This window comes from Loktanella sp. PT4BL, from assembly GCF_003201935.1.
GTDB lineage: Bacteria > Pseudomonadota > Alphaproteobacteria > Rhodobacterales > Rhodobacteraceae > Yoonia.
In genome coordinates this window covers 426,784-452,342 of the sequence record NZ_QJJL01000001.1, presented here as the reverse complement: position 1 = coordinate 452,342, position 25,559 = coordinate 426,784, and the positions used below count along the sequence as shown (strand labels likewise).

Here is a 25,559-nt window from a genome sequence, read left to right as displayed (position 1 = left end):
CCATCCAAACACCAAACGACATGAAAGACACGCTATGCAAAGACTTGAAGACCTGATCCAGCCGCACCCCGATACGGCCAATGCCATCGGTGCACCCGGCCGCGACTGGATGACCTATGCTGACCTGCGGGCGCTTACCCAAGACGTGCGTGCGGCATTGCGCAAAGCAGGTATCGGCGCGCGTGACCGTGTTGCAATCGTCTTGCCCAACGGCCCTGAAATGGCGGCTGCTTTTGTCACGGTCGCGCAGTCGGCGACCACGGCCCCGCTGAATCCCGCCTACAAAGAGGACGAATTCGCGTTCTATCTTGAGGACCTCAAAGCGCGCGCCATCATCGTGGAGGCAGGCTATGACGGACCTGCGCGCGCGGCCGCGAACCGTTTCAACATGACGGTGATCGAACTGACCGCGACCGAACCGGCGGGCACCTTCACGCTTGCGACCGATGTGACAGGCGATGTGTCGGATGCGGTCCCCACAGCCGATGATGTGGCCCTTATCCTGCACACATCGGGCACCACATCGCGCCCCAAAATCGTGCCATTGCTGCAATCGAATGTCGCGGCCTCTGCCGAGAACATCCGTGCGTCACTTGCTCTGACGCCGGAGGATTGTTGCCTCAACGTGATGCCGCTGTTCCACATTCACGGTCTGATTGCGGCTGTCAGCGCGTCGCTTGCCGCCGGGGCATCGATCAGCTGTGCACCGGGTTTTGATGCGCTCAAGTTCTATGGCTGGCTCGAAGAGGTCGATCCCACGTGGTACACCGCCGTGCCGACGATGCATCAGGCTATTCTGGCACGCGCGCCGCGCAATGCGGAGATCATCAAGAACGCGCGCTTGCGCTTCTTGCGGTCATCTTCCTCGTCCCTACCCGGTCCTGTGATGACCCAACTGGCCGAGACCTTTGGCGCGCCCGTCGTCGAGGCCTACGGCATGACAGAGGCCGCGCATCAGATGTGCTGCAATCCGATTGAACCGGGCCGTCAGAAACCCGGCGCTGTCGGTCTGCCCGCCGGTCCCGAAGTACGCATTGCCCATGAAGTGGAAAACCGCCTGATTGATGGCGTGGGCGAGATTGCGATCTCCGGCCCCAACGTGACACCGGGCTATGAGGCAAACCCCGAAGCGAACGAGAAGAACTTCTTTGAAGCCGAGGGCAAGCGCTGGTTCCGGACCGGCGATCAGGGCATGTTTGATGAGGACGGTTACCTGTCGCTCACCGGTCGCCTGAAGGAAATCATCAACCGTGGCGGTGAAAAGATCAGCCCGCTGGAGGTTGACGGCGTCCTGTCCGATCACCCCGCCGTCGGGCAATGTGTGACCTTTGCTGTCCCGCACGCCAAACTCGGCGAAGACGTTGCGGCCGCCGTCGTGCTGAAAGAGGGGCAAAGCGCCACGGACCGCGAGATCCGCGATTTCGCAAGCGAACGGCTGGCGGCCTTCAAGGTTCCGCGCAATATCCTGATCCTGGATGAGATCCCGAAGGGTGCGACCGGAAAGCTCCAGCGTATCGGCCTCGCCGAGAAACTGGGCCTGGGATAAGGAGCGCACCATGAAGATCTGTATTTTCGGGGCCGGTGCAATCGGCGGCTATATGGGTGCAAAGCTCGCGCAGGCCGGGGCAGATGTCAGCCTTGTGGCGCGCGGCCCGCATCTTAAGGCGATGCGGGAAGACGGGTTGCGTCTGATTGAGGAAAGTGGCGAAACCACGGTGAAGGTCACAGCTTCGGACGACGCGGCCGATCTTGGGCCACAGGACTATGTGATTGTCACGCTGAAGGCCCACTCCGTCCCGCCGGTGGTGCCAAAAATGCAGCCGCTGATCGGTGAGAACACGACCATTGTATCGGGCGTGAACGGTGTGCCTTGGTGGTATTTCCACAAAATCGGCGGTCCGCTTGAAGGCACGCGGCTGGAAACAGTCGATCCCGGCAACGCACAATGGGACGGCTTTGGTCCGGACCGTGTGCTGGGCTGTGTCGTCTACCCTGCCGCCGAGGTCATCGCACCGGGTGTTGTCAAACACATCGAAGGCAACCGCTTTTCCTTGGGGGAACCTGACGGATCAAAGTCCGAACGCGCGCTTACCCTTTCCAAGGCGCTGGCAGATGCGGGGCTCAGGGCGCCTGTCCGGCCGAAGATCAGGGACGAAATCTGGGTCAAGCTCTGGGGCAATCTGTCGTTCAATCCGATCTCTGCGCTGACCCATGCGACGCTTGATGTTCTGTGCACAGACCCCGGCACGCGCGAGGTTGCCCGCAACATGATGCTTGAAGCGCAGGCGATTGCCGAAAAGCTGGGCGTCAAATTCCCGATTGATGTCGACCGTCGCATCCAGGGCGGTGCCGATGTGGGAGCGCACCGCACATCCATGCTGCAGGATCTGGACCAAGGACGCCCGATGGAAATCGACGCGCTTGTAGGCTCGGTGAAAGAACTTGGGCGCGTCACCGAAACGCCGACACCAACGATTGACACGGTGCTGGCTCTGGTCGCATTGCGTGGCAGGGTAGCTGGCCTTTACGGCGTTTAAGGCAAAGGTTTTGTTGAATTTGATAACGCCGCAGCGGGAAACCCGTTGCGGCGTTATGTGTTATCTGCCGCACAAATGGTGCAGCCCGCAGGATCAGATAGCGATTGCCGCACCATCAGCGCGCGGATCACTTGCACATTCCATCAGGCCGGAAGGGTGCATCACCACCGCCCCGGCGTGACCTGCCAGATCAGAGAACGGCGCGATCATCTCAACCTCATGACCTGCCGCGGTCAGGGCCGCGACAAGTTCGGGATCAAAACGGTCCTCGAGCTTCAGGCTGGTTGTCGCATCACCCCACGTGCGGCCCAAAAGCCACCTTGGCGCTGTCACTGCCGCCTGCAAATCCTGTCCGAATAGCACATAGCGCGTAAAGACTGCCGCCTGTGTCTGTGGCTGGCCTTCGCCACCCATCGTACCGTAGGCCATAACACGGCCATCCGCCAATTGCGCCAAAGCGGGGTTCAATGTGTGGAACGGACGGCGGTAGGGACCCAGTTGGTTGGGCCCCTCCTGCAACGAAAAGCCTGCGCCACGGTTCTGGAAATAGACGCCGGTATCAGGGCATGTCAGGCCTGATCCGAATTCCCAAAAGACCGATTGGATAAAGCTGACAACGCAGCCCTCGCGATCGGCGGCCCCCATCCAGATCGTATCGCCTGCTTTGGCCTCATGCGGCCAAGGCAAGGCGACCTCCGGATTGACCTGTTTCGCCAGCGCATCCAGATCGTCCGCTTGCAGCCAGTCCTGAGCGGGTGTTGCCATATAGTCGGGATCACCCAGTTCCGCATTGCGCTTGATAAAGGCCAGCTTTGTAGCCTCGATCAGACCATGCAGATGCGCGAAACTCTCGGCCGTCTCGACGTTTAAACGGTCAAAGAGCGCAAGGATCATCAAGGATGAAACCCCTTGGGTCGGTGCGATCATGTTATAAAGCTGGCCTGCTTTCACCTGAACTTTCAGCGGCGTGACCTGTTCGGCTGTAAAGCGGTTAAAATCGTCCAGCCGCAGCGGGCTGCCAGCGTTTTCCAGAAATGCCGCGTGGGTTGCGGCAATGTCGCCGCGGTAAAAATCATCAAGGCCCACATCGGCGAGGCGCTCCAAGGTTTGACCAAGTGCCGTCTGGCGCAAACGATACCCCGGTTCCGGTGGCGCGCCATCCACAAGGAAGGTCTCGTCAAAGCCTTCGACACCTTTCAGGGTCGCCAGCTTGTCGGCGGTTGTGAGAGACTGGTTTGCTGTCACTGCGACACCCTCGCGTGCCAGCGCAATCGCGGGTGCGAGAAGTTGTGACAGGGGCAGACGCCGGTCTGCCGGCACAAGGTCCAGCGCTTTTGCCCAACCCTCAATCGTGCCCGGCACGGTTAATGCCGCCTGTGCGCCACGGCTGGGGATCGCATCCGTTGCCCCGCGCGCGGCGTACCATTCCGGCGTTGCAAGCCCCGCTGCACGACCACAACCCGATATGCCCACGGGGGCCTGGCCAGGTCGGTGGATCACCCAGAACCCATCGCCGCCAATCCCGTTCATATGCGGATAGGCCACGGCCACGGCAGCCGCTGCAGCGACCATCGCTTCAATCGCTGTCCCGCCCGCTTCCAGTATATCTCGGCCCGCCAGTGCCGCGGCACGGTGCGGCGCGCTCACCGCGCCGTTATATCCCATCGCTGATCTCAGCATCTTACCCCCCTATTGCCTCTTGCTGCCAAAGTGCCTGTCGCAACAAGCAGAAGACAAGCACTAATCCGCTCCCTGCAAACCGATAGCGCTATCCCTTCCGGCCTTACGCGGCGACGCAATCGGCAAAATACTCGACAGTCCCATCAAGGCCGGTGATTTGAACCAAGCCATGGATGTCCGTCTCAAACCCCGGACAATCACGGGCGAATTCGCGATTGAATTTGAGGTATTCGACAATCTTGCTGTTGAACACCTCACCCGGAATAAGCAGCGGAATACCGGGCGGGTAAGGCGTGATCAGGCTCGTTGTGATCCTCCCCTCAAGCGCGTCGATCGGTACACGCTGCGTCGTGCGCTGCGCGATATGCGCAAAGGCGTCCGAAGGTGTCATGGCGGGGGTCAGATCGCTCAGATACATATCCGTTGACAGGATCGCGACGTCGTATTTCGCATAGAGCTTGTGCACATGTTCGCAAAGATCGCGCAGGCCCATCTGTTCATAGCGCGGATGTTTCGCGCAGAACTCCGGCATCGTGCGCCACATCGGTTGGTTCTTGCGGTAGTCGTCCTTGAACTGCTGCAACGCGGCCAACAGCGTGTTCCAACGCCCCTTGGTGATGCCGATGGTGAACATGATGAAGAAACTGTAAAGGCCGGTTTTTTCCACCACGACCCCATGTTCGGCCAGATATTTGGTCACGATCGATGCGGGGATACCCGCCTCTTCGAAACGCCCATCAAGGTTCAGGCCCGGTGTGATGATCGTGGCCTTGATCGGGTCCAGCATGTTAAAGCCCGGGGCCATATCCCCAAACCCGTGCCAAGCGTCTTCACCGTCAGAGGCCTGCACTCCTTCTTCATCGGTGCGCTTGAGCACCCAATCTTTGGCGCGGCCGATCCCCTCTTCCTCGAGCGCATCAGGGCCCCAGACCTTGAACCACCAGTCATCAGCGCCAAACTCGTCATCGACCTTGCGCATGGCACGGCGGAAATCGAGCGCTTCCTGTATGCTTTCCTCGACCAGGGCCGTGCCGCCTGGCGGTTCCATCATGGCCGCGGCCACATCACAGCTTGCAATGATGCTATACTGCGGGCTGGTGCTGGTGTGCATCAGGTAGGCTTCGTTAAAGAGGTGGCGATCCAGTTTGGTGTCTTGCGAATCCTGCACCAGCACATGGCTGGCCTGACTGATCCCTGCCAAGAGTTTGTGGATCGACTGGGTGGCATAGGTCACCGAATGCCGTGGCCGTTCCCGTTTGCGCCCCATCGAATGGAAGTTGCCGTAGAACGGATGGAAGGCCGCATGGGGCAACCATGCCTCATCGAAATGCAGGTTCTCGATATAGCCGTCCAGCCGGTCCTTGATCGTCTCGGTGTTGTACAGCACACCGTCATAGGTTGACTGGGTCAGCGTCATGATACGCGGCTTGACGGTATCGGCGTCGATATGCGCCAGCAACGGGTTGGCGCGGATCTTGTCGCGGATGGCTCCGATCTCGAACTCGCTGCGCTGGATCGGGCCGATGATCCCGAAATGGTTCCGCGTGGGTTTCAGAAAGATCGGGATCGCACCGGTCATGATGATGCTATGCAAAATGGATTTGTGACAGTTGCGGTCGACCACAACAACATCGCCGGGGGCAACCGTGTGATGCCAGACCATCTTGTTGCTGGTGCTGGTTCCGTTGGTGACAAAGAAACAGTGATCGGCGTTGAAGATACGGGCGGCGTTGCGTTCCGACGCGCCGATTGCACCATTGTGGTCCAACAACTGGCCCAGTTCCTCGACCGAATTGCAAACGTCGGCACGCAGCATGTTTTCACCGTAAAACTGGTGATACATCTGGCCAATCGGGCTTTTGAGAAAAGCAACGCCTCCCGAATGGCCCGGGCAGTGCCACGAATAAGAGCCGTCATCCGCATAATCCAACAAAGCCTTGAAGAAGGGCGGCTGGATGCCTTCGAGATAGGTTTTCGCCTCGCGAATAATGTGTCGCGCGACGAATTCGGGCGTATCCTCGAACATATGGATGAAGCCGTGCAGTTCGCGCAGAATATCGTTGGGCAGATGGCGTGCGGTTTTGGTTTCACCGTAGATGAAGATCGGCACATCCGCGTTTTTCCAGCGCACCTCTTCAATAAAGGCGCGCAGGTTGACGACCACGGGGTCAATGTCGGGGCCCGCGCTGAACTCTTCATCATCAATCGACAAAAGGAAGGCGCTGGCGCGGGATTGCTGCTGTGCGAACTGGGACAGGTCACCGTAGTTTGTAACGCCGACGACCTCGACACCCTCGTTTTCGATGGCCTGTGCCATCGCGCGAATACCCACCCCAGAGTTGTTATCCGACCGGAAATCCTCGTCGATAATGAAAATGGGGAAACGAAACTTCATGATGCTTTCCTAGCTCCAGACTTGGTGGATGACGCCCTCTTGAGAATCGACACAAGCAGCGTTTCGAACCACGATCGTTGCCCACTTATGGGGCTACTTTCGGGCTGATGTCCATGGTGGCCTATATACTTCCCGCTGGCAGTCACCTGCGCCGCAGGCTAGACATATCATGCATCCTTGAGCAGGCCGGAGAGCATATATCACCTTCGCGGTCGCCTGGATATGACGTCAGGACATACGAAGGATCGCAATATGACTGCCCAGAACAAGACACCGGCAACGACGACCACAAATATCATGACGTGGCTGCAGGAGCACCCCGAGATCGAGAGTGTTTTTGTCTGTGTTTGCGATCTGAACGGCACGATGCGCGGCAAGCGGCTGCCGATTGAAAAGGCGCGTGCGTCGCTTGACGGTGGGCTGCGGATGCCGCTGTCGATCCTGAGTATGGATGTCTGGGGCGAGGATATCGAGAACAACGAACTTGTTTTTGAAACAGGCGATTCAGACGGGATCTGCGAACACACCGGCCGCCCGCTTGTCCTGATCAACTGGACCAGCCAGCCCTCTGCCTTGGCAATGTTCTGGATGCATACCGATGACGGCAAACCGTTTCTGGGCGATCCGCGCCATGCCTTGGCCAATATCGTTGACCGCTACAAGGCACTGGGCCTGACGCCCGTCGTGGCAACCGAGCTTGAGTTCTACCTGTGTGATCCCAGCGAAGAGCGCCCGCAGCCACCTTGTTCTCCTGTTACCGGCAAGCGGCTTGATTCAGACGGCGCCTTATCCCTCGATGAATTGCAGCATTTCGACAGCTTCCTGAACGATGTCTATCAGGCCTGCCAAGAACAGGGCATTCCCGCAGATGCCGCAATCTCGGAAAACGGAGCGGGGCAATTCGAAATCAACATGATGCATGTCAACGATCCGCTTCAGGCCGCTGACGATGCCGTGCTGTTCAAGCGGTTGGTCCGCGGGATTGCGCGCAAGCACGGTTTGGCCGCGACATTCATGGCCAAACCCTACGGCGAACGGTCCGGCAGCGGCTTTCACGTGCATTTCAGCCTTGTCGATGAAAACGGCGTCAACCTGTTCGACAACGGTGGCGCGGAAGGCACGCCGCTGATGCTGAATGCCGTCGCGGGGCTATTGGAGACGATGCAGGAAAACACCCTGACATTTGCGCCGCATGAAAATTCCTACCGGCGCTTGCTACCGGGGGCACATGCCCCGACCAGCGTGGCTTGGGGCTATGAAAACCGTACTGCGGCAATCCGCATTCCCGGCGGCAACCACAAAGCGCGCCGGATCGAACACAGGGTCGCGGGGGCCGATGCGAACCCGTATCTGGTGGTTGGCAGTATCCTTGGCGGAGCACTGATCGGGATCGAAGAAAAAATGGAACCTGCCCAGCCCATCGAGGGCGATGCATATAGTCTCAAACTTGACCATCTGCCCCTTGATTGGGCGACAGCGATTCAGGCGTTCAACCGCGGCAAGCACGTGCAGAATATTTTTTCCAAGCGCCTTCAAACCATGCTGGTGGAATGCAAGACGCAGGAACTCAAACGGTTCGCGCGCCACGTCACAGACTTCGAATTCCACAGCTATCTGGAAACCGTCTGACGACGGTTGAAAGCCCGCTCCCGCCTGACCCCGTTCAGCTTGCCTTTGCTTCGGCTTCCAGCGCGAAGCACGCCGCATAACCGGTCTCTGTCGCGACCTGATGGGGCGCATCAACCTTGCAGCGGTCCATGGCCAGCGGGCAACGTGGGTGGAAGGCACAGCCAGGTGGCGGATTGATCGGGTTCGGGATTTCACCGTCGACAGGTTTGCGCCGCCGTCCCGACAGCGCCAGATCAGGCACCGCATCCAAGAGCATCTGCGTATAGGGGTGCTGCGGGGACGAGAAAAGCGTCTTCCCATCGGCCACTTCGACCAGACGACCCAGATAAAGCACACCAATCCGGCTCGCCATGTGCCGCACGACCGAAAGGTCATGGCTGATGAAAAGATAGGTCAGGCCCATTTCGTCCTGAAGGTCCTTCATCAGGTTCAAAATCTGCGCCTGCACAGACACATCCAGCGCCGAGGTCGGTTCGTCACAGACGATGAATTCCGGTTTGGACGACAGCGCGCGTGCAATCGCGATCCGCTGGCGCTGGCCGCCGGAAAACTCATGGGGAAACTTCTCGGCGTCTTTGGCGGACAGGCCCACCGTATCCAGCAATTCACCCACACGGTTCGTCACGTCAGCCCCTTTGAGCAGGCCAAACGTATGGATCGGCTCGGCGATGATATCACCAACGCGCCAGCGCGGGTTCAGGCTTGCGAAAGGGTCTTGAAAGATCATCTGGAACCGGCGGCGCAGATCGCGCATCTCGGTCCCTGTCGTCCCTGTCATTTTGTGCCCGTCAAATTCAATCGTGCCTTCGGAGGCCGCCAGCAGGCCGACAACCAACTTGGCAATCGTCGATTTCCCCGACCCGCTTTCGCCCACCAGCGCAAAGGTTTCGCCACGCTTGATCTCGAAGCTCACGTCGGCCACCGCCGTCAGGAACTGCTTTTCATCGCGTTCCAGCATCCGGTTCAGGAAAGGTTTCGAGATATCGAAATACCGTGTCAGGTGTTCGATCTTCAGCAGCGCATCAGCCATTCGCTTGCTCCTTTGCAGGTGTGTCGATGGCATCATACAGCCAGCAGGCAACCTTGCGCCCGTCTGCATCGCGCAGGACAGGTGCGGGACGTTCTTTGAAACAGCGATCAAACGCCTTTTCGCAGCGCGGATTAAAGGCGCAGCCCTGCGGGATAGCATTCAGGCGGGGCATCGCACCCGGGATCTGCACCAGCCGTGCGTCGGTTTGCGTCAGCGTCGGGATCGAACCCATCAGCCCTGCGGTATAGGGATGTTCAGGTGCGGTGATGACCTGCCGCACAGGTCCGATCTCGGCGATCCGGCCGGCATAGAGCACCGCCACACGGTCGGCGGTTTCGGCGATCACGCCCATATCATGGGTGATCAACATCACAGCGGCACCCCGTTCCGCGCAGATTTCCTTGATCAGGTCGATGATCTGGCTTTGTACCGAGACATCAAGCGCCGTTGTGGGTTCGTCCGCAATGACCAGCTCCGGCTCGGCGCAAAGCGCAAGGGCAATGACAACGCGCTGGCGCATGCCGCCCGAAAAATGATGCGGATAATCGTCGATGCGCCGCGCCGCCGCAGGAATACCCACACGGTCAAGCAAGGCAATGGCCTTTTTGCGTGCCTCACTTTCGGAAATATCCGCATGGGTGCGGATCGTCTCGATCAACTGCTGGGCGACGGTATAAAGCGGGTTCAGGCTTGTCAGCGGGTCCTGAAACACCATGCCAATCCGTTTGCCGCGGATACGGCGCATGGCTTCGGCGCCCAGATTGTCGATCCGTTCGCCTTTCAGCAGGATTTCACCACCGGCAATGCGCCCCGGTGGTTCCAGAAGACCGATAATCGCGGCACCGGTCAAGGATTTACCAGCACCGGATTCGCCCACCACCCCCAGCACCTCGCCGGGCATGATATCAAAAGACACATCGTCAATCGCGGTCAGGACGCCGCGACGTGTCGGGAATTCGACCCGCAGGTTACGGACGGAAAGCAAAGCATCGGTCATATTTGTCACCTTAGCCGTGGGTTCAGCGCGTCGCGCAGCCAGTCACCCAAAAGGTTGACCGACAAAGCGAGCAGCAAGAGGGCGATAGCCGGGAACAGCAAAATCCACCATTCGCCAGAGAAAAGATACTGCTGGCCAATCCGGATCAGCGTACCAAGGCTCGGCTGTGTCGGCGGCACACCGACGCCCAGAAAGGACAGTGTTGCTTCGGCGATAATCGCAAGCGCCAGACCGATCGTCGCAATCACGAGCACCGGTCCCATCACATTGGGCAGGATATGGCGCAAGACGATGCGTGCAGGGTGTACGCCGATGACGCGGGCGGCCTGCACGTATTCCTTGGATTTCTCAACCATGGCGGCACCACGCACCACACGGGCATATTGCACCCAGTCCGACAGACCGATCGAGACGATCAATACCCAGATCGCAACCTCTTCACGCATTGAAGGCGGGATAAAGCCGCGCGCCACACCAAAGATCAGCAATGCAATCAGGATGGACGGAAATGACAACTGCACATCTGCAATACGCATGATCAGGCTATCGACCCAGCCACCGCGCCACCCGGCCAAAAGCCCGAGCCCGATGCCCAGCACCAAGGCAAACACCACGGCAGAGAAGCCCACAAAAAGCGAGATCCGCGCGCCATATAGGATCGTCGAGAAGATGTCGCGGCCCTGATTGTCGGTGCCCATCAAATAGGTATTGCCGGTGAACTGGTTCGGCTCACCGGGCGGGGTGAAACCGTCCATCAGGTTCAGCGACGCCGAATTGAACGGATCATGGGGTGCAATCCATGGTGCAAAGACGGCCCCCAGCACGATAATCAACGCGATTATTGCGGCAACAATCGCGACCGGTGAATTACGGAAGGACCAAGCGATATCACTGTCCCACATGCGAGCAAGGCGGTTCATGTCAGTAAATCCTTAATGCCGTGTCGCCGCGCGATCGACGCGCAGCCGCGGATCGACCGCATAATAAAGTAGATCAACGATCAGGTTGATGATGACGAACACGAGCGCAATCATCATCAGATAGGCCGCCATTACGGGCACATCGACAAAGCGGACCGAGTTGATGAACAGCGCACCCACGCCCGGCCACTGGAAAACAGTCTCTGTGATGATGGCAAAAGCGATGATCGATCCCAGCTGCAAACCGGTGATCGTAATCACCGGCACCATGGTGTTCTTGAGGGCATGGCCAAAGTTGACCGCGCGATTGCTCAGGCCACGTGCCCGCGCGAATTTGATATAGTCGGTGCGGAGCACTTCGAGCATCTCGGCGCGGACAAGGCGCATGATCAGCGTCATCTGATAAAGCCCCAGCGTGATCGCGGGCAGGATCAAAGAAGCGCGGCCCGTGGGTGTCAGAAAACCGGTCGTCCAGCCGCCGATCTCAACCGTTTCACCACGTCCGAAACTGGGCAGCCATTGCAGTTCGACCGCGAAAACCCAGATCAGCAGCACACCGATCAGAAAAGTAGGCAGCGACACACCGATCAAGGACACGGTCATGATCGTGTTTGACACCCAACCGTTGCGTCGCAGTGCTGTGTAAACGCCAAAGCCGACACCAAAGACAAAGGCCAGCACCCCCGACACCAGCGCAAGTTCCAGCGTTGCCGGCAAGCGCGACAGGATCAGTTCCATCACAGGCTGTTGCAGCCGGTAGGAAATGCCAAAATCGCCTTGGGCCGCGCGGGTCACGAATGTCGCGAACTGGCTCAGGAACGGATCGTTCAAACCCAACTGGTCGCGCAACGCTTCGCGGTCGGCGATTGACGCTTCCTGTCCGACCATCGAATTGATCGGGTCACCGACAAAACGAAACAGGGCAAATGACACCAAAGCCACGACAAGCATCACCAAGACGGATTGCAGGATACGGCGGATGATATAGGCCAACATTCTGGAACAGCCCCTTCATTGATGTGCGAATAGGTCAGCCCCATTGACACAAATACAAATTGCCCGCGTGGCGCTAAACCACGCGGGCAAAAGGTTCAAGACGTATTAGTTGTTGAAAGTGACAGTCGTCATCTTCGGCTGGTTTTCAGGATGCACATCAAGATTGATGTCGTCACGCATCGCATAGGCCAGCATCTGGTTGTGTACGTTCAGGAAAACGCGGTCTTCCATCACCTGATCCCAGATTTCCGCGATCGTCGCATCGCGCGCTTCCAGATCGGTCATGGTCGCCAGAGCCTCGATTTTCGCATCAACCTCGGGGTTGGAATAACGCGATCCGTTATATGCGCCATAGGCGTCTTCACGGGTGTGAACGAGGAAGTTGAAGATATATGCGCTGTCAAATGTCGGCACGCCCCAGCCCAGCAGATAGAAATCGGTTTCCCAGTTTTCGATCAGCGGGAAGTGCAGGCTGCGTGTCTGTGACACCAGATTGGCGCGGATGTTCGCGCGGCCCAGCATACCGACCATCGCCTGACAGATCGCTTCGTCGTTCAGATAACGGTCATTCGGGCAGTTCAGGTCAACCGAGAACCCGTCAGGATAACCCGCTTCCACCACAAGCTGCGCGGCGCGTTCCACATCCGGTGAACCGTAGGCGTTCATCTCTTCGGTCCAGCCGTTCACGAATGGCGGCAACGGGGCCGCTGATGGCTGTGACTGGCCGCGCATCACGACCTGCTGGATCGCGTCGCGATCCAGAACGAGGGCCATCGCTTCGCGGATTTCTGGCTTTTTGAAAGGGTTGTCGGCGGCATCAGAGGACCGCAGTGTGTCCGACACCATGTCATAGGCGAAAAAGATGTTGCGGTTTTCAGGGCCAGTTGTGATCTTGACGCCATCAGTCTGCTCAAGACGTGCAATATCCTGCACGGGCACATCCTGTACCACATCGACTTCGCCCGAAAGCAGAGCGGCAACGCGGGTCGCAGCCTCTGAAATCGGGGTGTAGACGATCTCGGTCACGGCCGGGGTTTCGTCCCAGTGGCCGTCAAACGCAGCCATGACGGTACGCACTTCGGGATCACGCGATACCAGCGTGTAGGGGCCGGTCCCGTTGGTGTTGCGCACGGCAAAGTTTTCTTCACCGGCAGCAAAGTTCTGCGGCTCAACGACGTCGTTTGCCTCGGCCCAACCTTGATCCATGATGAATGTGTTTGTCAGGTTCTGTACATACAGCGGCGATGGACCGGTCATTTTCACGTGGACGGTATAGTCATCCACCATCGACACGCTTTCAACGGCACTGTGCAGCGCCTTGAAGCCCGAGCTTTCGGCGCGGACACGGTTCAGCGAGAATACAACATCTTCGGCGTTGAACTCGGAACCATCATGGAACGTCACACCTTCGCGCAGCGTGAAAATCCAGACAGAAGGGTCTTCTTCGCTGATGCGCCAGTCTGTTGCCAGACGCGGGGTCAGCGAACCGTCCGTTGCACGCCCTACAAGCGTTTCATAGATGTGGTGCAGCAATGTCGATGTGGGGCCTTCGTTCTGGGAATGCGGATCAAGCGTCAGCGCATCAGCGACACGTGCCCAGCGCAGTGTCTCGGCGTTGGCAGACACCGAGGTCATTGCGAGGGCGAGGGCGGACACCGAAAGCATTTTTCGCGCATGCGCGAAACTTTGATCCTTGGTAAATATCGACATAGAAGTCTCCTGCTGGTTAAGACGATGATTTGATTTTTTGCTGTCACGCACTGTGCAGGGTAAAACCCCGAAGTGCCAGAGCATGCTGTTTTGTGCTCGATTTTTTCGGGACAGACAACACCTTGGTTTTGGAAAAACACCACTGATTGTGCCCTCACAGTGCGGCAGCTGCCACATTGTCCTGCACCCACCTGCCATGATGCGGAAGCGCGGTTCGATAAAACGATGCGAGCTGCCCTCTCGTTGAATTCTGCGTCTTGTCAGCTACGTCCTTTATCAGGAAAAGGTAATTTCATGACAAAACATAAAGAAAAGAAGACCATTGAGGATGCCACCAGTCTTGCTCCACGGCTGATATACGAGGTGATCCGCCGCGAGGGCGAAGAGGAACTGCAAAGGCCTGCGAAGTCACTGATCTGGTCCGGCATTGCGGCAGGCCTGATGATCAGCTTTTCCGTTCTTGGCGAAGCGATCCTGCGGACCTATTTGCCCGACATGCCCAGCCGTCACTTGATCGAGAACCTTGGGTATAGCTTCGGGTTCTTGCTCGTGATCCTAGGGCGCTTGCAATTGTTCACCGAGAACACAATCACAACCGTGTTCCCGTTGGTTGCAAAACCGACACTCCATATGCTGACCAATGTGCTGAAGCTTTGGGGCATTGTCTTGGCGGCAAATGTGGTGGGTGCGCTGGCGGCGGCCAGCCTGTTCGCGTTCACTCCCGCTATTCCATCGGATCTGCTTCCGGCGATCGCAGCGCTGTCCGAACATGCGCTTGGGTATGATCCGGCAACAGCGTTTATGCGCGCCATTCCGGCGGGTATTCTGGTAGCGGCTCTCGTGTGGATGATCCCGCAGTCAACGCATTCTGTCTTTTGGCTAATTGTGGCGATCACTTGGTTGATCGCGGCAGGGGATTTCGCGCATATCGTGGCCGGATCGGTCGAGATGTGGTTCTTGCTGGTCACTGGCGCAACAACGGCAGGGGACGCTGTCTTTGCGTTTTTCTTGCCCGTCCTTGCAGGCAACATCGTGGGCGGCACATTGGTCTTTACCATGCTGGCATGGGGCCAGGTGCAGGAAGAAATCGACGAGAACCCGAAAGAGTGAAAGGCACCCGCGTCATGCAGTACCGTACCCGAGAGGGGGGAATTGCATGGCGCTGATACTTGCAAAAGGCGCAATGATCTTTGCCAAAATACCTGAAAATCTTGAATTTTGCGTAACAAAGCCTATCTGTATCTTAGGCTGCGCCGAGATTGATTGGCGCGAAACGACGCAAGAAAGAGGGGCGGAATGCCACAGCAAGACCGACCTGGAGCGCCTGCGACGCATGAATATGCCGTCCGCAAGTGTGGCCGCGCCGTAGCCTTCTAATCCCTTGAAATCCGCGCAAGGCATCGCCAGTCACTGGCCCTGTCGCCGCGTCTGATCCGTTCCAGGCCCCCGCGCTGACGGACGTTCCATCATTATCAAGACACGTACGAAGAAAGGAATTTCTCATGCTATTTTCAGTAAACGATCTTTTTGGATTTTTGGCCCAAGCCGAGGACTTTAAGGCCTCTGTGATTGATGCCTTCATTGATCGGAAGACGATGAAAATCAAACACCTCGCCATTGATACGGGGGGTTTATTGTCCAATCACACCGTCGTGGTTTCAGCCGACAAAATTGGCAAGATCGACCCGGACGACCGTTTGGTGACGCTGCAACTGACCAAAGCTGACGTGGAAAATCTGGAAGTCATTGAAAAGGTGGGCCTTGATGACGGGCTGCAATTCAGTGACATCCCCTCGTTGATCCTTGGACCGTCAAGCAAGGACGTCGCTGCTACGTTTCTGGAAAAGAACGCACCGGACGGTAGGCTGTTTTCAGCGCGCAATGTCTCGGGCTCTGTCGCCTGTCACGGGGCAGAGAACCTTGGCAAGGTGATCGGCCTTCTGGCTGGTTCGGCGGACCTGACCGTCAGTCACCTTGCCGTTGATACAGGCGTGGTATTGCCCGAAACACAGCGTGTCCTGCCAATCAATCTGGTGGAAACTGTCGGCAACGCCGATACCAAAACAGTGCTTACGATTGATGCAGCGACGCTGGATGCCAGTCCGCAGCTTGAAAATACCGCCGCCCTTGACCGGCACTGGGCCGACAAGGTTGCGACATACTACGGTGTCTTCTAGTCCAATCCGTTCTGCCGCGCGATATAATCGACAAGATGCGGCACATAATCCTCTGGCCCGCTGCCACCGGCGGCGCTGGCCAGAGCGAAACTGTTTTTCACGGCATTTCCGACAGGATTGGAAAGCGCGACACTATCCGCCATCGCCTCAAGATAGCGCAAATCCTTTAGCGCATTGGTCAGTGTGAACTTATGCGCCTCGCGGTTGCCCTCAACCGCGTAGCCCATGAAGGTTTGATAGAAACCGCAGTCCATCCGGCTTCCGCGAATGACGGAATCGAACTGATCGACCGAAATGCCAACCTTGCGCGAGAGCGCCAGCGCCTCGGAATAAAGTGCGGCATAGCCAAGCGAGACAAAGTTGTTGAGAAGCTTCATCTTGTGCCCTGCCCCACATGGCCCGATGTGCACAATGGCGCCAGCCCAGCTTGCCATGACAGGTTCGAGCCGCGCGAAAATCCCGGCATCCGCCCCGACCATTGTGGCCAATTCCCCCTGCTCGGCCTGCACGGGCGTGCCGCCAAGTGGCGCATCGGCCATGTGGCACCCGACCTCTGCCAGTTTTTGCGCCAATACGATTGTCGATGTCGGATCAGATGTCGAACAATCGACGATGATGCTGCCGGGCTTTAGCTCTGGCAAGAGCGCGCCAACGATCTCTTCCACTTGCGGCGATCCGGGGGCACAGATGTGGATGACCGAACACGTCGCCGCCATACCCGCAAGGTCGCTGACCTCAACCGCGCCAAGGGCTGTCAGACTCTCGATCGGGGTCCGGTTGCGGTGGGCGATCACCGTGACAGGATAGTCCGCCGCGAGCAGGTTCTTGGCAATCCCGTGCCCCATCAGGCCAACACCAACAACACCGATTGTTTCGTTTGTCATTTGGCCAGCACTCCTTTGATTTATCTGTCGTAATTTACCATCACGCTGTCTCTGCCCAGCCTAGGGTTTTCACGACACGAAAGCCAGATGTGTACAGTCTATGGCTTATGCCAGAACGTGCGCCGGACTACGTTATAAAAAGGAGTGCCTTGTGCCTGAAAATTTGAACCTATCGGCGCGTTGAACTAATTTTTGCCACAGTTTTTGTGTCCTTTGTACGCAACCCGTTTCATTGTGTTATTTTTCAGAGCATTCCACGCTTTCAGAAGAGACTTTTCATGGCCGATATTCCCAATAATGCCTCAACCTCAGCAACGCTGACAATTGGAGGCAGCCTTACAAGTGCGATCGACAGTAACGGCGATCGCGATTGGGTGCGTATTGATCTTGGACCGGGGCACTATGCAGCAATCAATTTGACTGGCATTGGTCTGAATGATCCAATCTTGCGGGTCTATGACGCAGACGGGAATTTGGTTGCCATTAATGATGATGTTTCTGAGGGTTTCGACATTGACTCGCGTGTGACCATCGGAAGCGCAGAGGGTGGCACGTTCTACATTGAAGCCGGTGCATTCGACGATTCCGGCACAGGTAGCTATCAGTTGACAGCCACGGAGACGACGCCGGTGGATCCACTTGATTCCGGTCTGGCCCGTGGTGATGACGTTATTACCGTCTACTTTGTAGAAGATGGCAACAGGGCAAATTTTGATGTCAGCCGACTGGGCAGCTCGGAAGTCGTTTCAGATGGCTGGACTCAATCCGAACGTGACGCTGTCATGGCGGCATTGGGTGTCATTTCGAATTATGTTGACCTGAGGTTTGTTTTGTCGACCGAGTCCAACGCAGATTTCCAGATGGTTTTGGATGATAATGAATTAGGCTCTCCTGGGCTTCTTGGTTATTTTTATCTGCCGGGAAACGCAAATTATACGGGCGCTTCCATGGGTGTTTTCAACGCCAACGGCTTTGGCTGGTCGGACGGCCTGACTGCTGGCGGGCTCGGGTTTTCGACGGTGATTCATGAAGCCCTTCACGGCTTGGGGCTCGATCATCCACATGATGGTGACATCGTCTTGGCCGGGCTTGGCGACCAGAGAGCTGGCAACTTCCCATTTGGCATCTACGGCGATTTTGAGCTTAACCAAACCGTCTATACGATCATGTCATATAATGGCGGTTGGAACGGCGCATCACCAACGACAAATTCCTATGGCGATGCCGCAAGCCCGATGGCGCTCGATATCGCGATGTTGCAAGAGCTCTATGGCGCAAACACCACCCACAACAACGGCAACAACACCTATGAACTGGCCAGCGCGAACGCAGTCGGGACAGGTTGGGTTGCGATCTGGGATACAGGCGGGGTTGATACAATCACATATAGCGGGACCCGCGATACCGTGATTGATCTGCGGCCTGCGACACTGGAGTATGAAGTTGGCGGCGGCGGTTTCATCTCAAACGCCTCGGGTATCCAAGGCGGCTTTACCATCGCAAACGGTGTTGTGATCGAAAACGCAACAAGCGGCAGCGGCAATGATATTCTCGTCGGAAACGACGCGGACAATGTTCTGACCGGAAACGGCGGCAACGACCTTTTGATTGGTGGTCACGGTCAAGACACGCTGAATGGCGGTGCTGGCAACGACGACATATCCGGTGGGACCGGCAGTGACGTGATTGATGCAGGTGCCAACAACGACGCAGTCGACGGAAACTCTGGCAACGACACGATCTCGACAAGCGGCGGGACAAACACGATTTACGGCAGTTCCGGGAATGACCAGATCACTGGCGGCACGGGTGCCGACACAGTCTATGCCGGCAGCGGCAACGATCAGATCACAGGTGGTGGCGGCAATGACGCGCTCTTTGGTGGCCGTGGCAATGACACCATCCAAGGCGGTGGCGGTGCGGACGACATCACAGGCGGTCTGGGTCAGGACACGATGACCGGCGGGAGTGGCGCCGATGTCTTCATCTTTAATGCGATCAGCGACAGCTGGGACAACAACCGAGACACCATTACAGATTTTGACACCGAAGCAGACCTCATTGATCTCAGCATGATTGACGCCAATCTGTCGCTTGGCGGTGATCAGGCATTTACCTTCAACTCTGGTGGCGCGCCGACAAATGCGGCTGGCGAGATTTGGGCGACAATGTCCGGCAGCGACACCATCATCTTTGTTGATCAGGACGGCGACGGAATTGCGGATATGGGTATCACGCTTGAAGAAACTACCGGCGTGACTGCAGGTGACTTCATCCTCTAAATAGCGGCCCTGATGCCCTCCGGCACAGTGTTCAGCCCGCCTGCTCTGCCATCCGCTCTTCGCGCTGCCGCCGCATGACGGCGCGTTTGGTGGTCAAGGACGCCGCAATCGTCCCGATGGTGACGATCCCGATCAGAATGGTGGAGAGCGCGTTGATTTCGGGGCTCACCCCCAGGCGGATCGAACTGAACACTTTGATCGGCAGCGTTGTCGCCGATGGCCCCGCGACAAATGATGCAATCACCAGATCATCAAGGGACAAGGTCAGCGCCAGCAACCAGCCCGAAATAACGGCAGGCGCGATGATGGGCAGGGTGACAAGGCGGAACGCCTCGAACGGGGTGCAGCCCAGATCAAGGGCCGCCTCTTCGACCGAACGGTCAAAGCTGACCAGACGCGAACTGACCACCACCGAGACATAGCACATCGCAAATGTCCCGTGGGCGAGGATAATCGTGAACATGCCACGATCCAGTCCGATCGAGATAAAGAGCAGGAGCAGCGAAAGACCTGTAATCACTTCCGGCATCACGAGCGGCGCATACATCATGCCAGAAAACAGGGTGCGCCCGTAGAAACGGCCGCCGCGCACAAGCACATAGGCCCCCATTGTGCCAAGGATCGTAGCAATAATGGATGAAAAGAACCCGACCTGGAACGTCACCCAGGCCGCGTCAAGAAACGACTCATTGCGCAACAACTCGCCATACCACTTGGTCGAAAAGCCGCCCCAGACGGTGACCAGACGGCTTTCGTTGAAGCTGTAGATGATCACAACGATCATCGGGATGTAGAGGAACGCAAAACCCAGTGTCAGCGATGTCGCGTTGAACCATGTCAGCCGTCTCATGTGTCGGCCTCCATCATCTTTTGCTCGTTGCGCTGGTAGAGCACGATCGGGATGATCAGGATCAGCAGCAGGATGACAGCCACGGCACCAGCCACCGGCCAATCGCGGTTGGCGAAGAATTCCTCATAGAGCACCTTGCCGATCATCAGCGTGTCAGAGCCACCCAACAGCGAGGGGATCACGAATTCGCCCAGCGCAGGGATAAAGACAAGGAAACAGCCCGCGATAATACCCGCCTTGGACAGGGGCACGGTGATGCGCCAGAACGCCTCGGTCCGTGAACAGCCCAGGTCTTCGGCGGCCTCTAGCAGCGATCCGTCAAGTTTAATCAACGTCGCATAGATCGGCAGGATCATGAAAGGCACATAGGTGTAAACGATCCCGATATAGACCGCGATGTTCGTGTTCAGGATCGTCAGCGGTTCGTTAATGATACCGATCCACATCAGAAATTGGTTCAGCATGCCTTCCTGGCTCAGAATGCCGATCAGCGAATAGACGCGGATCAGAAAGCTGGTCCAGAACGGCAGGATCACCAGAAGCATCAGGGTCGGCTGCCATTCCTTGGGCGCGTTGGCCATGCCATAGGCAATAGGAAAGCCGATCAGCAGACAGATCGTCGTCGAGATAAACGCGATCTGCAAACTGGAAAGATAGCTTTTCCAGTAAAGATCATCCGTCGCAAGAAACTCGTAATTCTCGAAATCCAGTTGCGACAGAAAATCACGAAAGCCCGCCCAGCCTTCGGACAGCTCCAGCGTTGGTGTGTAGGGCGGGATAGAAAGGGCCACATCCGACAGCGAGATCTTGAAGACGATCAGGAAGGGCACAAGAAAGAGAAGGAGCAGCCACCCGTAGGGAACCGCAATCAAAGAGAAACGACGCATGTTCATCGCGCGCTCCCTCAGCTTTCCAACACGATGCCGGCTGTATCGGTCCAAGACAGCCAGACCTCATCATCCCAGGTAAACGGACGGCTTGACCGCCGGCGGGAGTTGGCGGTCTGCGCCTTGATGATCGTGCCATCCGGCAGCGCCACATGATAGGTCGACAGGTTACCCAGATAGGCGATGTCGAGCACCTTGCCGTGGACAATGTTGTTCCGGTCGGTCGGCCGTTCTGCGGAAATCGCAATCTTTTCGGGGCGGATCGCAAAGCTGACCTTGCCATCGGCAATCGGTTTCGACGGTGTGCCAATGATCGGGCTATGCCCTTCGGACCATGCAATCGACACCGTGTCGCCCTGCTTCGTCGCATAGCCTTCGATAATGTTCACATCGCCGATGAAATCCGCAACATAGGTGCTGTTCGGGGCCTCATAAATGCGGTCGGGGGTATCAACCTGCTTGAGCTTGCCATGGTCCATCACCGCCACACGCGACGCAACAGTCATCGCCTCTTCCTGATCGTGGGTGACCACCACAAAGGTCGTGCCGGTTTTTTCCTGAATATCCATCAACTCGAACTGCGTGTCCTGTCGCAACTTCTTGTCGAGTGCGGACAGCGGCTCATCCAGTAGCAAGAGCTTGGGGCCCTTGGCCAAAGCGCGGGCAAGAGCCACGCGCTGGCGTTGACCACCGGAGATTTGCTCGGGTTTGCGGGCGCCGAATTTCTCGATCTGCACCAGCTTCAGCATCTGCTTGACGCGCGCGTCTATCTCGTCTTTTGGCATCTTCGAGCGGCGCAAGCCGAAGGCGATGTTTTCGTAAACAGTCAAATGGGGAAACAGCGCATAGGACTGGAACATCATGTTCACGCTGCGCTTGTTTGGCGGGATCGGCGAAATGTCCTGCCCGTCCAACATGATCGTGCCGGATGTCGGCGTCTCGAACCCTGCCAGCATCCGCATCATTGTGGTCTTGCCGCAGCCCGAGGGGCCAAGCAGGGCAAAGAACTCACGCTCGAAAATATCGATGCTCAGATCATCAATCGCGGTGAAGTCGCCAAAGCGTTTCGACACATTGCGAAACTGGATCAACGGCTTTGCGTCAGGGTCGTTCCAAGGCTCAAATGCGGTTTGTGGCATAGGGATCGGGGCCTCAGATACTTGTATGTTGCAAAAGCCCCGGCCCGTGTTCCGGGCCGGGGTAGGTCTATCTTATGTGCCGGATTTTACCCGTGTCCACATCCGTGTGAGCGAACGCTGCGAGCGCGCATCAAAAGGTGTGGTGGTATAAAGCGTCTCAAGCGTTGCGGCATCCGGATAGATGGCTGGATCACCGATCACGTCTTCCACCAAGAGCTCTTGCGAGGCGATGTTACCATTGGCGTAGTAGACGTAGTTGGACGCATCCGCCATGTTCTGGGCATCCAGAATAAAGTTCAGGAATGCGTGCGCGCCTTCAGGGTTCGGTGCATCCACAGGGATCGCCATCTGGTCAAACCACATCAAGGCACCCTCGACAGGGGCGTTGTAGGCAATCTCGATGCCATTGTCGGCCTCTGCTGCGCGGTCGCGTGATTGCAGGATATCACCGGACCAACCGAAAGCCACACAGATGTCGCCGTTCGCCAGAGCCGAGATATATTCCGAGCTGTGATATTTCTGAACATAGGGGCGGACAGCGGCCAGAACCGCCTCTGCCTTGGCAAGAGACTCATCGTCTTTCGCGTCAGGGTCTTCGCCAAGATACTGCAATGCAGCCGGAACCATCTCGGTCGGCGCGTCAAGGAAATGCACACCACAGTCAGCCAGCTTTTCCATGTTCGCAGGATCGAACACCAAAGCCAGCGAATTGATCGGCGCGTCTTCGCCCAAACGTGCGGTCACTTCACCAACGTTCACACCAATGCCCGTTGTGCCCCACATGTAGTTGATCGAATACTCGCCGCCCGGATCGTAGGTATTGGTGCGTGCGCTGACCACATCCCAGAGGTTGCCGATGTTGCTCAGCTGCGATTTATCGAGTGGCTGAAACGCGCCTGCTGCGATCTGGCGCTGCAGGAATGTCGCGGAGGGAACGACAACGTCATAGCCTGACCCACCAGCCAGAAGTTTCGTTTCCAGAACTTCGTTGCTGTCAAACACGTCATAGATCAGATCGAAACCGGTCTCTTCCTCGAACTTGGTCAACAGATCTTCGTCGATGTAGTCCGACCAGTTATAGACGCGCACTTCCTGGGCCCAGCCCGCCTGCGCTGCAAGCACGGCGGCCGCAAGAAGAGCGTATGTATTCGTTTTAGGCATGTAATCCTCCGTTAGGAATCCTATTCACTGGCAAGCAGCTTTGATGAAATCATAAGCGTTTGCAATCCCGTCTCATAAATTTGATAGGTTTTGACAACTTAAAGGGTTTATGAAAACAAGGATGCTTGGAACGCAGGCACAAAAATGACCGTACTGATCAGCAAAAAGCCGGAACACGAAACGATCTACCTGCGCGTCAAAGAGATGATTCTCTTTGGCGAGGTCGTTCCCGGACAGCCAGTCACGATACACGGACTGGCGGATTTGATCGGCACCGGTGTCACCCCTGCGCGCGAGGCAATCCGGCGATTGACAGCGGAAGGCGCCCTTGTCACGCTCGAGAATAGGCGCATCGCTGTACCCGCCATGACCACCCGCAGATTGCAGCAGATCGAACTGGTCAGACTGACCGTAGAACCAGAGCTTGCCGAAGCAGCGGTCGCTTATGTTTCACAGAATGATATCAATGAATTAGAACGTCTCGACAGTCTCGTTGATGACGCCATTAAGGGCGGTGATATCCGAGGGTATCTGGAAGCAAATTACCGCTTCCATTTCCATCTCTATCACCTTGCCGACGCCGGTATTCTGCGTAGAATCGCAGAGAGTCTCTGGCTTCGTGTGGGGCCGTCGCTGCGGGTGGTCTGCGGGCGATATGGCACCGCAAATCTCGTGGATCACCATCGTGCGGCAATCCAGGCATTGCGTCAGGGCGATGCACAGAAAACACGCGAAGCCATGACACAGGATATCCGGCAAGGCATGGGGTTCATCCAACAAACAGCGACCGACTGAACGCACAAAATTCAAGCATCGCCATCGAGGTGGCGATTGACTATCACGGCACTTTTGATCAAATTATCGAGCAGCGGCCAAAGCGACCGCTCTCGCGCCTTAGGAGGCACCAATGTCATCAGCGAATAGCGCCAACTGGCAAGATTCTCTTTCCGAAGAGTTCACGGCCTACAGCAAAGGCGCCAAAATCGACGGGGTGGAATGTATCATCCCCGACCTCGTCGGCACATCACGCGGCAAAACCATGCCTGCGACCAAATTCCGGCCCGATATCGAAATGGCACTCCCGATCTCGCTCTTTTACCAGACGGTTTCGGGCGATTACGTCGATATGGATATCGAAAACCAGTGGCTGGAAAAGGACACGATCCTCAGACCGGATATGTCAACCGCATGCGCAGTGCCCTGGGCGGATGACGTATCGCTGCAGGTGATTTGCGATATGTACAACCGCGACGGCACACCGCTTTCTGTCGCACCGCGCTCGATTCTGAAGAAGGTGATGGCCGCTTACGCCGAAAAAGGCTGGAAGCCCGTCATCGCGCCCGAGTTGGAGTTTTACCTCACAACACCCAACCTCGACCCGAATGATCCGATTGAGACACCCGTTGGCCGGACGGGGCGCAAGGTACCAAGCCGTCAGGTCTATTCCATGGTGGCCGTTGATGAATACGGGCCCGTGATTGACACCATTTACACCTACGCCGAACAGCAGGGCCTGCCAATTGACACGCTGATCCAGGAGGGCGGCGCCGGCCAGATCGAGATCAACCTGATTCACGGCGATCCTTTGCACGTGGCCGATCAAGTGTTCTATTTCAAACGCACGATCCGCGAAGCGGCACTGAAGAACAACGTCTTTGCCACATTCATGGCCAAACCCAAACGGGATGAGCCGGGAAGCGCGATGCATGTGCATCAAAGCGTGGTGGATATCGAAACAGGCAAAAACATCTTCTCTGCCGAAGATGGCAGTGCCACAGATTTGTTCCGTTGGTTCACCGGTGGGTCACAGACCTATCTGATGCAGGTCATGCCGTTGATGGCACCTTACGTGAACTCCTTCCGCCGTCTGACGGTGGACGGGCAAAGCGCGCCTGCAAACCTTGAATGGGCCACCGATAACCGCACAACGGGGCTGCGCGTACCACATTCGCGGCCTGAGTCGCGGCGACTTGAAAACCGTGTCATCGGGATGGACTGCAACCCCTACATCGCAATCGCGGCATCTTTGGCTTCTGGCTATCTTGGCATGGTCAACAAGATCGAACCACGCGCAGAAGCCACTCAGGAAGTCTGGGAAAGCGACCTTCCCCTGCCCTCAAGCCTGCGCGAGGCGCTTGATTATTTCGAGGACGCGACAGAAATCCGCAGTTTCTTGGGCGAGGATTTCTGCCGCCTTTATGAGCAAATCAAAGTCGCCGAAAACGAGGAATACCAACGCGAGATTTCGCCTTGGGAACGCCGCCACCTACTTTTGAACGTCTAGC

21 protein-coding genes and 1 pseudogene are annotated in these 25,559 nt (G+C 57.1%); 9 read left to right on the top strand and 13 right to left on the bottom strand.

Going from position 1 to position 25,559, the window contains the following annotated elements; genetic code table 11:
• Positions 1-34: 34 nt before the first annotated feature.
• On the top strand, positions 35-1,546 hold the full coding sequence (locus tag C7964_RS02160) for an acyl--CoA ligase (RefSeq protein ID WP_110278041.1): 1,512 nt from the start codon (positions 35-37) through the stop codon (positions 1,544-1,546).
• A 10-nt stretch (positions 1,547-1,556) separates the two neighbouring features.
• A complete protein-coding gene (locus C7964_RS02155; protein ID WP_110278040.1) occupies positions 1,557-2,537 on the top strand; it encodes a 2-dehydropantoate 2-reductase in 981 nt (326 codons plus the stop codon).
• Positions 2,538-2,630: 93 nt separating this feature from the next.
• On the opposite strand, the gene C7964_RS02150 is transcribed toward C7964_RS02155, so the two are convergent.
• Positions 2,631-4,217, bottom strand: a complete 1,587-nt coding sequence (locus C7964_RS02150; RefSeq protein ID WP_110278039.1) for a gamma-glutamyltransferase family protein — start codon at positions 4,215-4,217, stop codon at positions 2,631-2,633.
• Between the two features lie 103 nt (positions 4,218-4,320).
• Positions 4,321-6,612, bottom strand: coding sequence for an arginine/lysine/ornithine decarboxylase (locus C7964_RS02145; RefSeq protein ID WP_110278038.1), 2,292 nt, complete (start codon positions 6,610-6,612; stop codon positions 4,321-4,323).
• 252 nt (positions 6,613-6,864) lie between these two features.
• On the opposite strand from C7964_RS02145, the gene C7964_RS02140 reads away from it, so the two are divergent.
• Positions 6,865-8,241 carry a glutamine synthetase family protein gene (locus tag C7964_RS02140; protein WP_181417091.1) on the top strand — a complete coding sequence of 459 codons (1,377 nt, stop codon included), beginning with the start codon at positions 6,865-6,867 and terminating at the stop codon, positions 8,239-8,241.
• A 34-nt stretch (positions 8,242-8,275) separates the two neighbouring features.
• Here C7964_RS02140 and C7964_RS02135 read toward each other — a convergent pair whose 3' ends face one another.
• The 5 genes from C7964_RS02135 to C7964_RS02115 all read right to left on the bottom strand — a co-directional run bounded on the left by C7964_RS02135 (position 8,276) and on the right by C7964_RS02115 (position 13,894).
• Positions 8,276-9,271, bottom strand: a complete 996-nt coding sequence (locus tag C7964_RS02135) for an ABC transporter ATP-binding protein (RefSeq protein ID WP_110278037.1) — start codon at positions 9,269-9,271, stop codon at positions 8,276-8,278.
• Positions 9,264-10,268: an ABC transporter ATP-binding protein gene (locus C7964_RS02130; RefSeq protein WP_110278036.1), complete on the bottom strand. Its 1,005-nt coding sequence runs from the start codon at positions 10,266-10,268 to the stop codon at positions 9,264-9,266. Before C7964_RS02130 ends, C7964_RS02135 begins: the two co-directional genes overlap by 8 nt.
• A 5-nt stretch (positions 10,269-10,273) precedes the next feature.
• Positions 10,274-11,188 (bottom strand): ABC transporter permease, encoded by a 915-nt coding sequence (locus tag C7964_RS02125; protein WP_110278035.1) that lies wholly within the window; start codon positions 11,186-11,188, stop codon positions 10,274-10,276.
• Between the two features lie 12 nt (positions 11,189-11,200).
• Positions 11,201-12,184 (bottom strand): ABC transporter permease, encoded by a 984-nt coding sequence (locus C7964_RS02120; RefSeq protein ID WP_110278034.1) that lies wholly within the window; start codon positions 12,182-12,184, stop codon positions 11,201-11,203.
• Positions 12,185-12,289: 105 nt separating this feature from the next.
• Entirely contained in the window at positions 12,290-13,894 is a 1,605-nt protein-coding gene (locus C7964_RS02115; protein WP_353652411.1) for an ABC transporter substrate-binding protein, read from the bottom strand.
• A 294-nt stretch (positions 13,895-14,188) separates the two neighbouring features.
• Between C7964_RS02115 and C7964_RS02110 the strand changes: the two genes are divergently transcribed.
• The 3 genes from C7964_RS02110 (at position 14,189) to C7964_RS02100 (ending at position 16,071) form a co-directional block, all read left to right on the top strand.
• Entirely contained in the window at positions 14,189-15,004 is an 816-nt protein-coding gene (locus tag C7964_RS02110) for a formate/nitrite transporter family protein (RefSeq protein WP_110278033.1), read from the top strand.
• A gap of 46 nt (positions 15,005-15,050) precedes the next feature.
• Positions 15,051-15,263 (top strand): hypothetical protein, encoded by a 213-nt coding sequence (locus tag C7964_RS02105; protein ID WP_110278032.1) that lies wholly within the window; start codon positions 15,051-15,053, stop codon positions 15,261-15,263.
• Between the two features lie 133 nt (positions 15,264-15,396).
• On the top strand, positions 15,397-16,071 hold the full coding sequence (locus C7964_RS02100; protein WP_110278031.1) for a hypothetical protein: 675 nt from the start codon (positions 15,397-15,399) through the stop codon (positions 16,069-16,071).
• On the opposite strand, the gene C7964_RS20190 is transcribed toward C7964_RS02100, so the two are convergent.
• Entirely contained in the window at positions 16,068-16,505 is a 438-nt protein-coding gene (locus C7964_RS20190; protein ID WP_286163771.1) for an NAD-binding protein, read from the bottom strand. The two genes, C7964_RS02100 and C7964_RS20190, sit on opposite strands and share 4 nt — an antisense overlap.
• Positions 16,482-16,997: pseudogene (locus C7964_RS20185) on the bottom strand (NAD(P)-dependent oxidoreductase); the annotation flags it as partial. The gene C7964_RS20190 and the pseudogene C7964_RS20185, both read right to left, overlap by 24 nt.
• 236 nt (positions 16,998-17,233) lie before the next feature.
• Between C7964_RS20185 and C7964_RS02090 the strand changes: the two are divergent.
• On the top strand, positions 17,234-19,237 hold the full coding sequence (locus C7964_RS02090; RefSeq protein ID WP_110278030.1) for a M10 family metallopeptidase: 2,004 nt from the start codon (positions 17,234-17,236) through the stop codon (positions 19,235-19,237).
• 31 nt (positions 19,238-19,268) lie between these two features.
• On the opposite strand, the gene C7964_RS02085 is transcribed toward C7964_RS02090, so the two are convergent.
• The 4 genes from C7964_RS02085 to C7964_RS02070 all read right to left on the bottom strand — a co-directional run bounded on the left by C7964_RS02085 (position 19,269) and on the right by C7964_RS02070 (position 23,274).
• A complete protein-coding gene (locus tag C7964_RS02085; protein WP_110278029.1) occupies positions 19,269-20,087 on the bottom strand; it encodes an ABC transporter permease in 819 nt (272 codons plus the stop codon).
• Positions 20,084-20,974 carry an ABC transporter permease subunit gene (locus C7964_RS02080; RefSeq protein ID WP_110278521.1) on the bottom strand — a complete coding sequence of 297 codons (891 nt, stop codon included), beginning with the start codon at positions 20,972-20,974 and terminating at the stop codon, positions 20,084-20,086. Before C7964_RS02080 ends, C7964_RS02085 begins: the two co-directional genes overlap by 4 nt.
• A 17-nt stretch (positions 20,975-20,991) precedes the next feature.
• The gene (locus tag C7964_RS02075) at positions 20,992-22,113 is read right to left on the bottom strand and encodes an ABC transporter ATP-binding protein (protein ID WP_110278028.1); all 1,122 of its coding nucleotides are present in this window, start codon (positions 22,111-22,113) and stop codon (positions 20,992-20,994) included.
• 72 nt (positions 22,114-22,185) lie between these two features.
• The gene (locus tag C7964_RS02070) at positions 22,186-23,274 is read right to left on the bottom strand and encodes a polyamine ABC transporter substrate-binding protein (protein WP_110278027.1); all 1,089 of its coding nucleotides are present in this window, start codon (positions 23,272-23,274) and stop codon (positions 22,186-22,188) included.
• A 144-nt stretch (positions 23,275-23,418) separates the two neighbouring features.
• Between C7964_RS02070 and C7964_RS02065 the strand changes: the two genes are divergently transcribed.
• Both C7964_RS02065 and C7964_RS02060 read left to right on the top strand, forming a co-directional pair.
• Positions 23,419-24,069, top strand: a complete 651-nt coding sequence (locus C7964_RS02065; RefSeq protein ID WP_110278026.1) for a GntR family transcriptional regulator — start codon at positions 23,419-23,421, stop codon at positions 24,067-24,069.
• Positions 24,070-24,181: 112 nt separating this feature from the next.
• Entirely contained in the window at positions 24,182-25,558 is a 1,377-nt protein-coding gene (locus C7964_RS02060) for a glutamine synthetase family protein (RefSeq protein ID WP_110278025.1), read from the top strand.
• The last annotated feature ends 1 nt before the right edge of the window (position 25,559 follow it).

Coding starts and splice junctions, on each gene's coding strand:
- C7964_RS02160 (WP_110278041.1), top strand. CDS start 35: ATGCAAAGACTTGAAGACCTGATCCAGCCGCACCCCGATACGGCCAAT.
- C7964_RS02155 (WP_110278040.1), top strand. CDS start 1,557: ATGAAGATCTGTATTTTCGGGGCCGGTGCAATCGGCGGCTATATGGGT.
- C7964_RS02150 (WP_110278039.1), bottom strand. CDS start 4,217: ATGCTGAGATCAGCGATGGGATATAACGGCGCGGTGAGCGCGCCGCAC.
- C7964_RS02145 (WP_110278038.1), bottom strand. CDS start 6,612: ATGAAGTTTCGTTTCCCCATTTTCATTATCGACGAGGATTTCCGGTCG.
- C7964_RS02140 (WP_181417091.1), top strand. CDS start 6,865: ATGACTGCCCAGAACAAGACACCGGCAACGACGACCACAAATATCATG.
- C7964_RS02135 (WP_110278037.1), bottom strand. CDS start 9,271: ATGGCTGATGCGCTGCTGAAGATCGAACACCTGACACGGTATTTCGAT.
- C7964_RS02130 (WP_110278036.1), bottom strand. CDS start 10,268: ATGACCGATGCTTTGCTTTCCGTCCGTAACCTGCGGGTCGAATTCCCG.
- C7964_RS02125 (WP_110278035.1), bottom strand. CDS start 11,188: ATGAACCGCCTTGCTCGCATGTGGGACAGTGATATCGCTTGGTCCTTC.
- C7964_RS02120 (WP_110278034.1), bottom strand. CDS start 12,184: ATGTTGGCCTATATCATCCGCCGTATCCTGCAATCCGTCTTGGTGATG.
- C7964_RS02115 (WP_353652411.1), bottom strand. CDS start 13,894: ATGTCGATATTTACCAAGGATCAAAGTTTCGCGCATGCGCGAAAAATG.
- C7964_RS02110 (WP_110278033.1), top strand. CDS start 14,189: ATGACAAAACATAAAGAAAAGAAGACCATTGAGGATGCCACCAGTCTT.
- C7964_RS02105 (WP_110278032.1), top strand. CDS start 15,051: ATGGCGCTGATACTTGCAAAAGGCGCAATGATCTTTGCCAAAATACCT.
- C7964_RS02100 (WP_110278031.1), top strand. CDS start 15,397: ATGCTATTTTCAGTAAACGATCTTTTTGGATTTTTGGCCCAAGCCGAG.
- C7964_RS20190 (WP_286163771.1), bottom strand. CDS start 16,505: ATGGCAAGCTGGGCTGGCGCCATTGTGCACATCGGGCCATGTGGGGCA.
- C7964_RS02090 (WP_110278030.1), top strand. CDS start 17,234: ATGGCCGATATTCCCAATAATGCCTCAACCTCAGCAACGCTGACAATT.
- C7964_RS02085 (WP_110278029.1), bottom strand. CDS start 20,087: ATGAGACGGCTGACATGGTTCAACGCGACATCGCTGACACTGGGTTTT.
- C7964_RS02080 (WP_110278521.1), bottom strand. CDS start 20,974: ATGCGTCGTTTCTCTTTGATTGCGGTTCCCTACGGGTGGCTGCTCCTT.
- C7964_RS02075 (WP_110278028.1), bottom strand. CDS start 22,113: ATGCCACAAACCGCATTTGAGCCTTGGAACGACCCTGACGCAAAGCCG.
- C7964_RS02070 (WP_110278027.1), bottom strand. CDS start 23,274: ATGCCTAAAACGAATACATACGCTCTTCTTGCGGCCGCCGTGCTTGCA.
- C7964_RS02065 (WP_110278026.1), top strand. CDS start 23,419: ATGACCGTACTGATCAGCAAAAAGCCGGAACACGAAACGATCTACCTG.
- C7964_RS02060 (WP_110278025.1), top strand. CDS start 24,182: ATGTCATCAGCGAATAGCGCCAACTGGCAAGATTCTCTTTCCGAAGAG.